Source organism: Mameliella sp. AT18, assembly GCF_028807275.1.
GTDB lineage: Bacteria > Pseudomonadota > Alphaproteobacteria > Rhodobacterales > Rhodobacteraceae > Antarctobacter > Antarctobacter albus.
In genome coordinates this window covers 19,423-33,335 of sequence record NZ_JARAMO010000021.1, presented here as the reverse complement: position 1 = coordinate 33,335, position 13,913 = coordinate 19,423, and the positions used below count along the sequence as shown (strand labels likewise).

Annotated in this window: 10 protein-coding genes and 1 other RNA gene; 5 read left to right on the top strand and 6 right to left on the bottom strand. The window is 66.3% G+C overall.

Going from position 1 to position 13,913, the window contains the following annotated elements; genetic code table 11:
- Positions 1-42: 42 nt before the first annotated feature.
- From fumC to PVW46_RS02715, 6 genes are all read right to left on the bottom strand, one after another.
- Positions 43-1,437, bottom strand: coding sequence for a class II fumarate hydratase (gene fumC / locus PVW46_RS02740; RefSeq protein WP_069208869.1), 1,395 nt, complete (start codon positions 1,435-1,437; stop codon positions 43-45).
- 156 nt (positions 1,438-1,593) lie between these two features.
- Positions 1,594-2,064 (bottom strand): SspB family protein, encoded by a 471-nt coding sequence (locus PVW46_RS02735; protein WP_043138791.1) that lies wholly within the window; start codon positions 2,062-2,064, stop codon positions 1,594-1,596.
- Positions 2,065-2,128: 64 nt separating this feature from the next.
- Positions 2,129-3,373: a chromate efflux transporter gene (gene chrA, locus PVW46_RS02730; protein ID WP_069208868.1), complete on the bottom strand. Its 1,245-nt coding sequence runs from the start codon at positions 3,371-3,373 to the stop codon at positions 2,129-2,131.
- A 606-nt stretch (positions 3,374-3,979) separates the two neighbouring features.
- Positions 3,980-4,329, bottom strand: a transfer-messenger RNA (tmRNA) gene (gene ssrA / locus PVW46_RS02725).
- A gap of 64 nt (positions 4,330-4,393) precedes the next feature.
- A complete protein-coding gene (locus PVW46_RS02720; protein WP_069208867.1) occupies positions 4,394-7,009 on the bottom strand; it encodes an AAA family ATPase in 2,616 nt (871 codons plus the stop codon).
- Positions 7,006-8,139 (bottom strand): metallophosphoesterase family protein, encoded by a 1,134-nt coding sequence (locus PVW46_RS02715; protein ID WP_069208866.1) that lies wholly within the window; start codon positions 8,137-8,139, stop codon positions 7,006-7,008. The genes PVW46_RS02720 and PVW46_RS02715 overlap by 4 nt, the downstream gene beginning before the upstream one ends.
- Before the next feature lie 360 nt (positions 8,140-8,499).
- Here PVW46_RS02715 and PVW46_RS02710 point away from each other — a divergent pair, with 360 nt between their 5' ends.
- The 5 genes from PVW46_RS02710 (at position 8,500) to PVW46_RS02690 (ending at position 13,835) form a co-directional block, all read left to right on the top strand.
- Positions 8,500-9,489, top strand: coding sequence for an ABC transporter substrate-binding protein (locus tag PVW46_RS02710; RefSeq protein ID WP_069208864.1), 990 nt, complete (start codon positions 8,500-8,502; stop codon positions 9,487-9,489).
- Between the two features lie 95 nt (positions 9,490-9,584).
- Complete coding sequence (locus PVW46_RS02705) at positions 9,585-10,337, top strand: ABC transporter ATP-binding protein (protein ID WP_088668515.1); 753 nt, start codon at positions 9,585-9,587, stop codon at positions 10,335-10,337.
- The gene (locus PVW46_RS02700) at positions 10,334-11,185 is read left to right on the top strand and encodes an ABC transporter permease (protein ID WP_069208862.1); all 852 of its coding nucleotides are present in this window, start codon (positions 10,334-10,336) and stop codon (positions 11,183-11,185) included. Before PVW46_RS02705 ends, PVW46_RS02700 begins: the two co-directional genes overlap by 4 nt.
- Complete coding sequence (locus tag PVW46_RS02695) at positions 11,185-12,441, top strand: cytosine deaminase (protein WP_274574497.1); 1,257 nt, start codon at positions 11,185-11,187, stop codon at positions 12,439-12,441. The genes PVW46_RS02700 and PVW46_RS02695 overlap by 1 nt, the downstream gene beginning before the upstream one ends.
- Positions 12,438-13,835: an FAD-binding oxidoreductase gene (locus PVW46_RS02690; protein ID WP_069208860.1), complete on the top strand. Its 1,398-nt coding sequence runs from the start codon at positions 12,438-12,440 to the stop codon at positions 13,833-13,835. The genes PVW46_RS02695 and PVW46_RS02690 overlap by 4 nt, the downstream gene beginning before the upstream one ends.
- The last annotated feature ends 78 nt before the right edge of the window (positions 13,836-13,913 follow it).

The window sequence follows — 13,913 nt, the reverse complement described above, 5'->3', positions numbered from 1 at the left end:
CGGGGAGCGCGAGGGGCTGGCCCCTCGCACCTGCCGTCGACATCAGGCCTTGGGGCCGATCATCTGCTCGGGGCGTACCACGGCGTCGAATGTGGCTTCGTCGACAAAGCCCAGCGCGATGGCCTCTTCCTTCAGCGTCGTGCCGTTCTTGTGCGCGGTCTTGGCAACCTTGGTGGCATTGTCATAGCCGATGGTCGGCGCCAGTGCCGTGACCAGCATCAGCGATTCCTTCATCAGCTTGTCGATGCGCGGCTCGTTGGCCTGGATGCCCATGAGCATCCGCTCGGTGAAGGAATCCGCCGCATCGCCCAAAAGCTGGATCGACTGCAGCAGGTTGTAGCTCATCATCGGGTTGTAGACGTTCAGCTCGAAATGGCCTTGCGACCCGGCGAACTTGATCGCGGCGTCGTTCCCCATGACGTGGGCGGCAACCTGGGTCAGCGCCTCGGCCTGGGTCGGGTTGACCTTGCCCGGCATGATCGACGAACCCGGCTCGTTCTCCGGCAGGATCAGTTCGCCCAGGCCGGACCGCGGGCCGGAGCCGAGGAACCGGATATCGTTGGCGATCTTGTAGCAGCTGCCCGCAATCGTCGCCAAGGCGCCCGAGAGGAAGACCATCGCGTCATGCGCGGCCAGCGCCTCGAACTTGTTGGGGGCGGTGACGAAGGGCAGGCCGGTGATCTCGGCCATGTGGCTGGCGACGGCCTCGCCCCAGCCGGGGACAGTGTTCAGCCCGGTGCCGACCGCGGTGCCGCCCTGGGCGAGTTCATAGATGCCGGGCATCGCCGCCTCGACCCGTTTCAGGCCCTGGCGGATCTGGTGCGCGTAGCCTGAAAACTCCTGGCCCAGCGTCAGCGGCGTCGCGTCCTGGGTGTGGGTGCGGCCGATCTTGATGATGTCCTTGAATTCCTCGGCCTTCTGCTCCAGCCCCTCGGCCAGTTTCGTCAGGCCAGGGATCAGCACGTCACGCACGCTCATCGCGGTGGCGATATGCATGGCGGTGGGGAAGGTGTCGTTGGACGACTGGCCCATGTTGCAGTGATCGTTCGGGTGCACCGGGTCCTTGGTGCCGATGGTGCCGCCCAGGATCTCGATGGCGCGGTTGGCGATGACCTCGTTCGAGTTCATGTTCGACTGTGTGCCGGAACCGGTCTGCCAGACCACCAGCGGGAAGTTGTCGTCGAACTTGCCCTCGATGACCTCTCCGGCGGCCTGGATGATGGCGTCCGCCAGTTTCGCGTCCAGCTTGCCGGTGGCCTTGTTCTGCATCGCGCAGGCCTGCTTGATCACGCCCAGCGCGCGCACGATGGCAACGGGCTGCTTTTCCCAGCCGATGGGAAAATTCATGATCGAACGCTGGGTCTGTGCGCCCCAGTACTTGTCTGCGGGAACTTCGAGCGGGCCGAAGCTGTCGGATTCGGTGCGGGTCACGGTCATGGACATGCCTCCTTGATGGGGTTGTCTTCCTCTTACCCCAGAAGCGGCGAAAGACAAGGCGGCATACCACGGGATACCGTTAACATGCGTCAGAATGCCGGTGCAACCTGACGCGCCAGGGCGCGGCACCGGGAAATCGTCAGGCTGTGCCGGAGATCACTTCCGAAAACGATCGAGGCTGACCACTTCTGCGTCGTGGTGTTCCTCTTTCGGCTCGCCACCGGGGCCGTCGTCATCGGGGGGCGTCGGATCGTCGTCGCCGTCTTCGTCGTCGTCCTGGCTTTCAAAGCGCAGGCCGAATTCGACCGAGGGATCGACGAAGGTCTTGATCGCGTCATAGGGGATGTACAGCCGTTCGGGCGCATCGCCGAAGTTCAGCGTGACCGCGAATCCGTCATCGCCCACGTCCAGCCCGTCGTACCAGTGCTGCATCACCACGGTCATTTCCTCGGGATAACGGTCGGCCAGCCAGTCGGCCAGCTCGGCATCCGGGTGACCGGTGTCGAAGGTGATGAAGAAATGATGATCCCCGGGCAGTCCGTTTTCCTGAACATCCTCGAGAACCTGCTGAATCAACCCGCGCATGGCGCGGTGCATGAGTTTGCCGTAATCGATGCCTTCGGACATTTGGGGACCTTTCTGAGCGTGCCCTCACCATATTGTTTTTGACGTGGAGGAAAAGGGGCGATTGTCACACATTCACAAGCGCCCATCCCAGCGCCGCCGACAGGGCGAGTGTGACAGGAACACCGCGTTTTGCCCAGACAAGCAGCACCGTGGCAAGGGCTGTCAGTGGCAGTACCTCCCAGCGGAGCGTGTCGGGCCGGGGCAGATCCAGCGTCACGGGTCCCAGGGCAACCGGCGTGAGCGTGGCAAAGACGACGTGCAGCGCGAACCAGAGGGAAAGGTTCAGGATCACGCCCACCACGGCGGCGGTGATGGCCGCCAGGGCGGATTGCAGCCGGGGCCGGGCCAGCAGGTTCTCGATGTAGGGGGCGCCCGCGAAGATCCAGAGGAAGCAGGGCGCAAAGGTCATCCAGAGCGTCAGCCCCCCCGCCGCCAGTGCCAGCCAGGGGCCACCCTGCGCGTGGCCGGTCAGCTGGCCCACGAATTGCGTCACCAGGATCAGCGGGCCGGGCGTGGTCTCGGCCAGGCCCAGGGCGTCGACCATCTGGGTGGCGTCCAGCCAGGCGCGGGTCTCGACCACTTCCTGCGCCATGTAGGCCAGCACCGCGTAGGCGCCGCCAAAGGTGACAACCGCAAGCTTGGCAAAGAACAGTGCGAGGTCGAACAGCAGATCCTGCCCGGTCAGCCAGAGGACCGGCAGGGGCATGAGCCAGAGCGCGGCCCAGAGAGCGATCGTGGCAGGGCGGGTCTTGCGAGTTGCCGGTTCGGGCGGCGTTTCGACCGGCGCCGAGGCCCGGAAGGCACCCCAGAGCGCGGCCAGCGCGATGATCAGCGGAAAGGGCAGGCCAAGCAGGAAGATCGCAAGAAAGGACAGCGTCGCCACCAGGTAATCCGCCGCGCCCTTGAGCGCCTTTTGCGACAGCCGTACCAGCGCCTGCGCCACGATCACCACGACGCAGGCCTTGACGCCCAAAAGCAGCGCCTCGGTTTCGGGGCGCGCGCCGTATTGCGCATAAAGCAGCGCCAGCAGGGCGATCACAACGGCGCCGGGCAGTACGAATAGCCCGCCCGCGATCAGCCCGCCGGGAATGCCGCGCAGGCGCCAGCCGGCGTAGGTGGCCAGTTGCATCGCCTCCGGTCCGGGCAGCAACATGCAGAAACTCAGGGAGCGCAGGAATTGCTGTTCCGTCAGCCAGGGTCGCTCCTCGACCAGTTCGCGGTGCATCAGGGCGATCTGGGCGGCCGGGCCGCCAAAAGACAGGACACCGATACGGCCAAAGACTTGGATCAACGTGGAATAGGCGGTCATGACCTCGGGGCCTAGCAGCGATGGACGACGCCGGTGTGACAGGTCGGCGCCCGGGGTCAAGCCCGCAGGGCCATCAGCAGCTGGCGATCCAGTATTCCACGTCCGGCCCGCGCAGGACCCGCACCGCCTCGACCCCCTCGAAAAAGTCGCCCTGGTCGCTGATGCCGTAGTCGCCCTTGACCCGCTTGCGCCCGTCGACCGTCTCGTAGAAGACATATAGCTTGGCATTGTCGCGGTGGCGCAGGCGTTTGCCGTCACTCAGCGGGTTGATGCGACTGTTCGGCTCCGTCTCCCACCAGACACTCTTGATCCACCTTCCTCGGTTTTGGTGTAGAGGATGAGACCGCTTTGGAAGACAAGCGGCTTGCCGTCATCGGTGACGAGGCCGCTTGCGCCGAACGGAACATGTTTGCGGGGAAATGGTGCCAGTCGCCGTCGACGGTCTTGGACTTGCCGTTTAGGGACATCTTGGCGTCACACTCGCTGCTGACGCGCAGTTTCGTGGGACCGTCGGCAACTTGCTGAGCCCGCGGCGGGGCTGCGATGGCCCCAAGGACGAGAGAGAGACCGATGGCCAGTGCGAGCGGGACAGGAGTGGTCGGGGAAAGTGCAGGCTTCTGTTGCCAGGTGCCTGCGAACCCCGCCTTACGCGGCTAGGCGCAAGGGCTTAGATTTCGGTCTTTCGGACTGCTTACGCAGCCAGAGCAACCGGAGCACGATTGTTGTTGGCAATTGTACTTTGTGAACCGATAACGGTGGTATCTCACCGGGACAAAGCTACATCTTTACGCGTTCGTCGATCCTGTTTCGGCCCCATGATCCCCCAACAAAGGATATATGGTGGAGCCGCCGGGTACCGCCCCCGGGTCCGATCCGTTTATTACATGCGCGTTTATGCCCATAGTCCCCGAGGGGACAGGAGGAATATAGGGATGCCCGATCCGCTTGCAAAGGGGGATTCGTCGGTGGCCGGGGGTGTTACGCCGAATTCTTGAAAAGATCTCGGCCCGAGGACTGTCCCTATTGCTCCAGCAGGCTGTCGGGCGCCGGTTCCATCGCGCGGATCTGCAATTGCTGCCCCCCGAGGTCGCGGAAGGCGCGCTGGCGGCACGTCAGCACGAGGATCTGCACGTCCGAGGCCTGGCGGTGCAGCGCGTCGAACATGCGTTCGATCCGGTCATCGTCGGTAAAGACCAGCGCGTCGTCCAGGATCACCGGCGCCGCGCGCCCGTCCCGGGCCAGAAGCCGGGCAAAGGCCAGTCGGACCAGCAGCGCCAACTGTTCCTGGGTGCCGCCGGAGAGAATGTCGATCGGTTCTTCGGTGCCGTTGCGGATCAGGTGCCGGGGCAACAGCTCGGTATCGTCCCAATCCAGCTGCGCTTCTGGCCAGAGGAGGTGAAGAAGTGGGCGTAAGGCATTGGCAACCGGTGTGAAATAGCGGTCTCGGGCGGCGATGCGCGCGGTTTCCAGCGCCGTTTCCAGGCGGCGCAGCACCGCCACGTCCCGAGTGATCCGGCCAAGGTCGGCCTGCGCCGTTTCCAGGTCCTGTGCCAGATCGGCCAGCCGTTCCTCGACCGCCCCCTCGGCGCTGCGGCGCACGCGTTCGTCCAGGCGGGCAAGATCGAGGTTCAGCCGCGCGATGGCCTCTTGCGCCGAGGTCTCGGCCGATTGTGCGCGGGACAAGGCGGCCCGCGTGCTTTCGATGTCGGGGGCCTCGGTGGCGGCCTTGGCGCGAACCTCCTCGGCCTGCGCAAGGTGTTCCAGCGCGGCGCTGTGCTCTGCCTCGGGTGTTTCGGGCGCCTGCGCCAGGGCGGTTTCGGCCCGGGTCAGACGATCAGCGGCGGCCTGGGCGCCGGCAAGGGCGCGGGCGGTCTCGGTGCGCCCGGTTTCAAGCTGATCGCGCGCGGTTTCGGCCCGGATCTCGGCCTCTTGGCGCGCGGTTTCGGCCTCGCGCAGTGCGGTCTCTGCCACCTCCGGGGTCGGCGGCTGGGGCGCATCCTCTGGCAGCGGGGCGGGCAGGGCGGCCAACCGCAGGCGCAGCGCCTCGGCACCATCGGGGGCAAGGGCGCGCAGGGTGGCGGTGATCTCGGACAGCCGGCGCTCTGCCTCGCTTCGCGCACGGGCGGCCTGGCGGGCGGCGTCGATGTCGGGCAGGTCAAGCTTGCGCAGGGCCGCGGACAAAGCCTCACCAGCACTGTCCACCGCCGTCTCGTCGCCGGTATCGCCGGGGGTGACGGTCAGCGTTCCGAGGCCGGGCAGGCCCAGCGCGGTGACCTGCAAAAGGGGCAGCGCCCTGTCACCGGGCAGTGGCTGGCCATCCAGGGTGATCGCGCCCTCACGCCCTGCCGCGTAGGAGATTTCCAGCCGCGCGGCACTGGCGGCCTGCAGGGCGCGGGCCTGGTCCAGCGCACGGGCGAGTCTTTCCAGCCGGTCGATAGCCTTGGCATCGGGGCCGTGGCTGGCTGCGCGGCGGGCGGTTTCGGCCTGCTGACGGAGATCCTCGGCCTCGGCGATGCGCTGGGTCAGTTCCTTGCGTTGATGTTCGGCCTCGTGGGCCTGCCGGGCGTGTTGCGCGGCGCGCAGATCTGTTTCGGCCGCGGCCAGGCGGTCGCGGGCGGCTTTCAGGATGTCTCGGGCCTGCACTGCCGCGCGCTCGGCCTCGGCCTGCGCGGTCTCGGCCTCTGCCTTCAGCGCTCCGGCGGCCTGCCTGGCCTGCGCCGCCTCGTCGCGTTCGGCCAGCGCGGCGCCACGCGCCTTGCGGCGGCTGTCCAATGCATCGAGCCGCAGGCGCGCGGTCTCGGCGGCCCGGGTGAGCGTATCGAGCTGCGCCGCGTGGCGTTCGGCATTGGCCTGCGCCTCTTGCGCCTCGGCCAGCCGGGACTTGCGGCGCGCGGCGGCCTCCGGCTCGGTCAGCTCTGCCAGTTCGCTGCGGGCGCGGGCGCGGGCGGTGAGATCGTGGCGAAGCTCGGCCACCAGCTGATCCAGCCTGTCATGTTCGGCCTGCAGCTCTTCGACCCTGTCCTGCGCCGCCTTCCAGGGGCCGGTCTTCAATGGCCGCCCGGTGGCGGTGGCATAGCGGCCCAGTTCCTCGCGGCAGCGTTTCAGCGCGGCATCCATGCGCGCGCCGCCGGTCATGGTGTCGACCTCTCCGGCGATCGAGGACAGCAGGTCGCGCCGTGCCTCGCGCGCCGTGTCCTGTGCCTTTTTCCCGCTCTCATCAAAGCCGGTCAGCCCCTGCCGCACCCAGAGAAGGCCGGCGGGCCCGCCCGCATCGGCGGCGGCCAGTTGCGAAATCCAGGCCTCGGCGGCATCGGCCTGGGCGATCAGGCGCCCGTCCTGCCAGACATGGGCGCGCGGTTTCGACAGCCACCGCTTGGCCAGGGTGAATCGCCCCTCGGGCGTCTCGATCTCGGCCAGCACCTCGGGCGCGCCCTTGGCATGGGGTTGAAGCGCCTTGATCTCCTTGCCGCTGCCGCCGTGAGCGGTGAAGAACAGCGCCTGCAACCCGTCGAAGAGTGTCGACTTGCCCTGTTCGTTCGGGGCGCTGAGCACGTTCAACCCATCGGCCAGCCCCTCGATCTGGACGGGCGCGGTGAAGCGGCGCAGGTTCTGGACGGCGATACGGCGAAGTTTCACGCGGTCTGCTCCGTCACATAGGCGTAAAGCCGGGCCAGCGCCTCGGCGGCGATGCCGCGATCCTCGGCGGAGAGGTCGGGGTTCTCGGCCTCGGTCTTGAGCGTCTCGGCGGCCCGGCGCAGGGCGCCCGCGTGGTCGATCGTGTCGAGATCGACATCGTCCAGAAGCGCGCCCAGGCCTTCGGAGTTCAGCGTCAGCCAGGCGAAATCCGGCGCGGCGGCGCTGACGGCGCGTGAGAGGTCCGCCCGCTGCGCCAGGCTGGCCCAGCCGGTGGCCCGTACCCGCATCAGCACGTCGCGGCGTCCGGTGGCAGGCAAAAGCGCCTCCAGCGCCAGAGAGGTCTCCAGCCCGGCTTGCACCGGCAATTCCGTTTCGGTCCACCAGAACTGGCCGGTCTCGACCTCCGTGACCTCTGGCGTGACGCCCGGGGCGTCGATGGTGACCGCCAGGCAAAGCCCGCGCCGCCCGTGCTTGAACCTGTCCTGTTCGGGCGTGCCGGGATAGTGCGTGCGGGCGTCGATCTGCAACCGTCCGTGCCAGTCGCCCAGCGCGAGGTAATCCAGATTTGCACGCGCCGCACGGTCTGGCGGGATATGCGCGCCCGTATCCTCGAAATCGGTGACGCCGCCGTGGGCGAGGGCGATGCGCTGTGCGCCCTCGGGCGAAGGCATGGCGCCAAGCCCCTCTGTCAGGTCGCGCCCGGGGGCGCGGTGGGTGACCGGAACGGGCAGCAGGCAGGCCCCATCGGCCATCATCCGGGGGGTGGCATCCATCAGGGGCCGCACGTTCGTCGGCGCCTCGGCCAACATCCGTTCCCAGAGCGGTTCCGCGTTGGCCAGGTTGTCATGGTTGCCGGGCAGTAGCCACCAGGTCAGGCCCGCATCCTCTGCCATCGCGGTCAGTGCCTGCCGCAGCACGGTCGGAGAGGGTGTGGCCGTGTCGAAGGTGTCGCCCGCCAGCAGGACATGCGCCGCGCCGGTATCGCGGGCAGCCTGCGCCAGTCGCGCGATGACGCCGTGACGCGCCTCCATCAGGCGTCCGCGGATGTTGCCATCCTCGGGCTGGGGGATATTGGCGAACCGGCGTCCCAGGTGCAGGTCCGAGGCATGGATGAAACGGAAGGCGGTCATGGCACTCTCTTTGGCCGCCACTCTTTCAGGGCGGCCCGCGGAGTGCAATCGGATCAGGGGCGAGGCGGGCAATACGCGCAATGCCGTTGCCAATCGTGTCGGGGATCAGGCTGTCGATTGGCATCTCTGGCGCTCCGTTGTGCGGGGGCACATTGGCGCCTGTCGGCGGGATTGGCCAGATCACCCGCAACAGGCGCTTTCCGGGCGCCGCATTATTCATCGCACGCCCCGCGTCTGCACGAATCCTGTGCGCGCCCGCCGAAAAACGGACCATCCGGTCAGAGATGCCGATTGCCCGGAACAAGGTGCGCTTTCAGGCTTTGCGCAAAGACACAAGAAACCGCGACAGAGAGGTCCCCCATGAAGTTCACTGCCCTTGCATGTGCCGCGGCCGGCACCCTTGCCGCGCCCGCCTTTGCCGAAAGCCACATGACCGAGGTCGCCTTTGGCACCAACTGGCTGGCCCAGGCCGAGCACGGCGGGTTCTACCAGTCCGTGGCGGATGGCACCTACGAGGCCTGCGGGCTCAAGGTCTCGATCCTGCCGGGCGGTCCGCAGGTGAACAACCGCGCGCTTCTGCTGGCCGGGCGGATCGACTACCACATGGGCGGCGACCTGCTGCAGGCCTTCAACGCCGTGCAGGAGGGCATCCCGGTGGTTTCCGTCGCGGCGATCTTTCAGAAGCACCCGCAGGTCATCGTCACCCACCCGGGCAAGGCCGAGACCTTCGAGGATCTCAAGGCGCTGGACCTGCTGATCGGCGACAACGGCTATCAGTCCTACTACCAGTGGATGATGGCGGCCTATGGGTTCACCCCCGAACAGCGCCAGCCCTATACCTTCAACCCCGGGCCGTTCCTGGCCAATGAGAATGCCGGGATGCAGGGCTACCTGTCGTCGGAACCCTATCTGGTGGAAAAGGAAGGCGGCTTTACGCCGGATGTCTTCCTGATCGCCGATGCGGGCTATTCCACCTATGCCACCACGATCGAGGTCATGGCCGACACGATTGCCCAGAAGCCGGACGAGGTGAGCTGTTTCGTCGATGCCTCGATCAAGGGATGGTACACCTATCTTTACGGCGACAACGCCGCGGCCAACGAACTGATCAAGGCCGACAACCCCGAGATGACCGACGACAAGATCGCCTTTGCCATCGAGAAGATGAAGGAAAACGGCATCGTCGATTCCGGTGACACGCTGGAGGCGGGGATCGGCGTCATCACCGACGAGAAGGTCGGTGACTTCTACGCCAAGATGGTCGAGGCCGGCGTGATCGGCGAGGTCGACTGGCAGTCCGCCTATACCACGGAGTTCGTGGGCAAGGGCGTGGGGATGGACCTGAAGTAAGGAAAGGCCCGGGCCGCGCCCCCACCGCGATCCGGGACAGCGATGCGATGACACCGTTCCGCCAACCCTTGGGCCAACGCCCTGAACTGCTCAGGATGGCGCAGGTGGAAAAGACATTCCACGGCGGCGTCGTCGCCTTGCGCAACATGAATCTGACCGTCAACGAAGGCGATTTCGTCTCGTTGCTGGGGCCATCGGGCTGCGGCAAGTCGACGGCACTGAAACTGGTGACGGGGCTGATGCAGCCGACGTCGGGTCGGATCGACTGGGCCGGAGAAGACGGCGCCGGTGAAAAAGGGGCAGGGGATCTGGGCGTGGTGTTCCAGGAACCGACGCTGATGCCTTGGGCGCGGGTCATGGACAATGTCTATTTGCCGTTCCGTATCCGGGGCGTGCCCTTTGCCGAGGTCCGCGACGAGGTGCTGGAGGTCCTGCGCCTGGTCGGGCTGGAGAAATTCCAGCGCGCCTTTCCGCGCGAACTCTCGGGCGGCATGAAGATGCGCGTGTCCATCGCGCGGGCGCTGGTCACGAAACCCCGGCTGATCCTCATGGACGAACCCTTTGCCGCGCTGGACGAGATCACGCGGTTCAAGTTGAACAACGACCTGTTGGCCTTGCGCGAAAAGATCGGTTGCACGGTGATCTTCGTCACCCATTCGGTCTTTGAAAGCGTCTTCTTGTCCGACCGCGTGGTGGTCATGGCGGCACGGCCCGGGCGCGTGATCGAGGAACTGACCGTGGACGCACCCTATCCGCGCAGCGAGGCGTTCCGCACCTCGGCGGAATATGCCCGCTATTGCCGCCTGGCGTCCAACGCGCTGCACCGCGCCACGGGAGAGGCGGCATGAGCGTGACGGACAGCAGGACGCCCCCCCTCGATCACGAGGAAGCCGCCCGCGCGCGCCGCGAACAGGTGCTGCGGATCGCCAAATGGACGCTGCCGTCGCTTGTCATGGTGCTGACGCTGCTGGGCTGGCATCTCTATGTCACGCTTTGGGAAGTGCCGCATTACATTCTGCCGGGGCCTTTGCTGGTGCTGGACAAGCTGATCGAGGACTGGGACCTCTTGTGGGCCGCCACGCTGACCACCGGGCGGCTGACACTGCTGGCGCTGGTCTTCGCGATCCTGGTCGGGGCTCTGCTGGCGGTGGCCTTTACCCAGTCGAAATGGATCGAGATGTCCTTTTTTCCTTACGCGGTGATCCTGCAGGTGACGCCGGTGGTGGCGATTGCACCGCTGTTGCAGATCTACCTGGACAGTCCCTTTGTCGCGGCGCTGCTCTGTGCCTGGATCGTGGCCTTTTTCCCGATCCTGTCGAACACGACGGTCGGGTTGAAAAGCACCGACCGCAACCTCGAGGACCTGTACACCATCTACGGGGCCAGCCGCTGGCAGCGGCTGCGCTATCTCGCGGCGCCCTCGGCCTTGCCCTATTTCCTGTCGGGCCTCAAGATCGCGGGCGGGCTGGCGCTGATCGGGGCCGTGGTGGCGGAATTCGTGATCGGCCGGGCCGGGACCGGGCTGGGCCTTGCCTCGACGCTTCTCGAGGCGTCCTACCGATTCAACTTCGGCAGGCTCTACGCGGCGCTGATCCTGATTTCCCTGATGGGGGTGACGATCTTTGCGGTCATGAGCCTGATCAGTTACCTCGCGCTGTTCCGCTGGCACGAAAGCGCGCTGAAAAAGGACGGTTGATGGATTTCACCTCTCTGCCGCACGGGGCCTTCACCCTGGCCAATGTCACCGTGCCCGCCTGCCTTGTCGGGCAGGAGGGCGACCTGGTGCGGATCGACATGGGGATCGAGGCAGGCCGCATCGCTTCGCCGGGGGGCGTGGCCGTGGACATGCGCGGGGCGATGGTCCTGCCGTGTTTCACTGACATGCACACGCACCCGGACAAGGGGCACATCTGGCCCCGCGCGTCCAATCCCGACGGCACCTTCATGGGGGCGCTGACCACCGTGCGCGCCGATCACGTCAACTGGAGCGAGGACGATCTGAAGGTGCGCATGGGGTTCTCTTTGCAGTGTGCCTGGGCGCATGGCACCAAGCAGATCCGCACGCATCTGGATTCGGCGGACGGGCAATACCTGCGCAGCTGGCCAGTGTTTTCCGACCTGCGCGAGACATGGACCGGTCGGATCGAGTTGCAGGCCGCCAGCCTGGTGTCCTGCGAGGCCTACGGCACCGAGGAATACCCCGAGATCGCGCGCACCGTGGCGGAACATGGCGGTGTACTGGGCATGGTCACCTACCCGGTGCCGGACCTCAAGGAACGCCTGCTGGGTCATTTCGCAACCGCAGACGCGCACGGGCTGGACGTGGATTTCCACACCGACGAGACGATGGATGCCAGTTCCGAAACCCTGCGCATGATCGCCGAGACGGTGCTGGAAACCGGCTACGGCGGCCGCGTCGTGGTGGGGCATTGCTGTTCGCTGTCCACCCAGGAAGAGGCGCGGGCGCTGGACACGCTGGATCTGTGCGCCAGGGCCGGTCTGCACGTGGTCAGCCTGCCGATGTGCAACCTCTACCTGCAGGACCGGGGCACCGGAACGCCGCGCCGCCGGGGCGTGACGCTGGTCCACGAAATGCGGGCGCGGGGCATTCCGGTCAGCTTTGCCTCCGACAACACGCGCGATCCGTTCTATGCCTATGGCGACATGGACATGGTCGAGGTCCTGCGCGAGGCCACCCGTATCGCCCACCTGGACCACTGCGAAACCGACTGGATCAAGAGCTTTACCCTGGCGCCCGAGGCGGCCTGCGGGTTTGGCGTCAGCTCGCTGGAAACGGGCGCACCCGCAGACCTGGTGATCTTTCGCGCCCGCGACTGGACCGAGTTCTTTGCCCGCCCGCAAAGTGACCGCATCGTGTTGCGCGGGGGCGAGGCCATCGACCGCAAGCTGCCCGACTATTCCGACCTCGACAACCTCTGGAAGACCTCATGACCGCAGACATCACCGCCGCCAAGGCCGCCCTGGCGCATCTGGACCTCGTCGATGCCGAAACCCCAGTGCGCGCCGCCTCGCGCGATTTCTTCTGGTACTCGCCGGTGCTGAAGGCGCGGCTGGATCATGTCACGGCGGATTTCGTTGTCCGCCCCCGGACCGAGGCCGAGGTGATCGAGGTCCTGAAAACCTGCTATCAGCACGACGTGCCGGTAACGACGCGGGGCGCGGGCACGGGCAACTATGGCCAGGCCATGCCCTTCGAGGGCGGCTGCGTCCTGCACCTGAACCGGATGACCGAGGTCAGGGAGATCGCGCCGGGCCGCGTGGTGGTGGAGCCGGGCTGCCTGCTCAAGGACCTGGATGCGGCCTGCCGCGAAACCGGGCAGGAAATCCGCATGTTCTCCTCCACCTGGGCGACGGCGACGATCGGCGGCTTCATCGCCGGCGGCTCGGGCGGGGTGGGATCGGTCACATGGGGCTCCTTGCGCGACCTGGGCAACATCATCCGCCTGCGCGTGGTGACGATGGAGGCCGAGCCGAGGGTGCTGGAATTCACCGGCGAGGAACTGGCGCGCGTCAGCCACGCCTATGGCACCAATGGCATCATCACGGAAATCGAGATGCCGCTGGCGCCGGCCTATGACTGGGTCGACATCTTTGTCGCCTCCGAGGACTTCGGCGCGGCGATGGCACTTGCCGACGATCTGGCGAACGAGGACGGCCTCCTGATCAAGCTGGCCAGCGTCTACGAGGCGCCCACGGCCCATGACTATTTCCAGCGCGTCCGCCCGCATGTGAGCGAAGATGATCACCTCGTCGGGCTGATGGTCGCACCGCACAGCATGGACGGGTTCCTGACCTTTCTCGCCCGGCGGCCCGGGGTGCGGATGATCTATCGCTCTGACGATCACGACTGGCCGCGCGGGCCGGGGCCGGTCTTTGAATACGGCTGGAACCACACGACGCTGCGCGCGCTGAAGGTGGACCCCTCGATCACCTATCTGCAGGTGCGCTATGGCTTTCCCGACCACCGCGCGCTGGTCGAGGAGATCCGGGACACCTTTCCGGGCGAATGCATCCAGCATCTCGAAGCGATCCGGGCACATGGCAAGGTCGGCTTTGCCGGGCTGACGCTGGTCAAGTTTTCGACCGAGGAGCGGCTGGACGAAATCATCCGCATCCACGAGGAAAAGGGCGCGCTGGTCTTCAACCCGCATCGTTACACGCTGGAAGAAGGCGGGCGGCAGACGGTGGACGACGTGCAGCTGGCCTTCAAGCGCGAGGCAGACCCCAAGGGCCTGCTGAACCCCGGCAAGATGATCGCCTGGGACGATCCGGACTGGGCCTACGAACGCATGTATGCCTATCCAAGGATGCAGGCGGCGGAATGAGACGGCACGGGAAAGGGGAGGGGCGCTGCCCCTCTGGCGCCTGCGGCGCCATTCACCCCGGGGGTATTTTGGCCAAGA

Coding starts and splice junctions, on each gene's coding strand:
- fumC (WP_069208869.1), bottom strand. CDS start 1,437: ATGACCGTGACCCGCACCGAATCCGACAGCTTCGGCCCGCTCGAAGTT.
- PVW46_RS02735 (WP_043138791.1), bottom strand. CDS start 2,064: ATGTCCGAAGGCATCGATTACGGCAAACTCATGCACCGCGCCATGCGC.
- chrA (WP_069208868.1), bottom strand. CDS start 3,373: ATGACCGCCTATTCCACGTTGATCCAAGTCTTTGGCCGTATCGGTGTC.
- PVW46_RS02715 (WP_069208866.1), bottom strand. CDS start 8,139: ATGACCGCCTTCCGTTTCATCCATGCCTCGGACCTGCACCTGGGACGC.
- PVW46_RS02710 (WP_069208864.1), top strand. CDS start 8,500: ATGAAGTTCACTGCCCTTGCATGTGCCGCGGCCGGCACCCTTGCCGCG.
- PVW46_RS02705 (WP_088668515.1), top strand. CDS start 9,585: ATGGCGCAGGTGGAAAAGACATTCCACGGCGGCGTCGTCGCCTTGCGC.
- PVW46_RS02700 (WP_069208862.1), top strand. CDS start 10,334: ATGAGCGTGACGGACAGCAGGACGCCCCCCCTCGATCACGAGGAAGCC.
- PVW46_RS02695 (WP_274574497.1), top strand. CDS start 11,185: ATGGATTTCACCTCTCTGCCGCACGGGGCCTTCACCCTGGCCAATGTC.
- PVW46_RS02690 (WP_069208860.1), top strand. CDS start 12,438: ATGACCGCAGACATCACCGCCGCCAAGGCCGCCCTGGCGCATCTGGAC.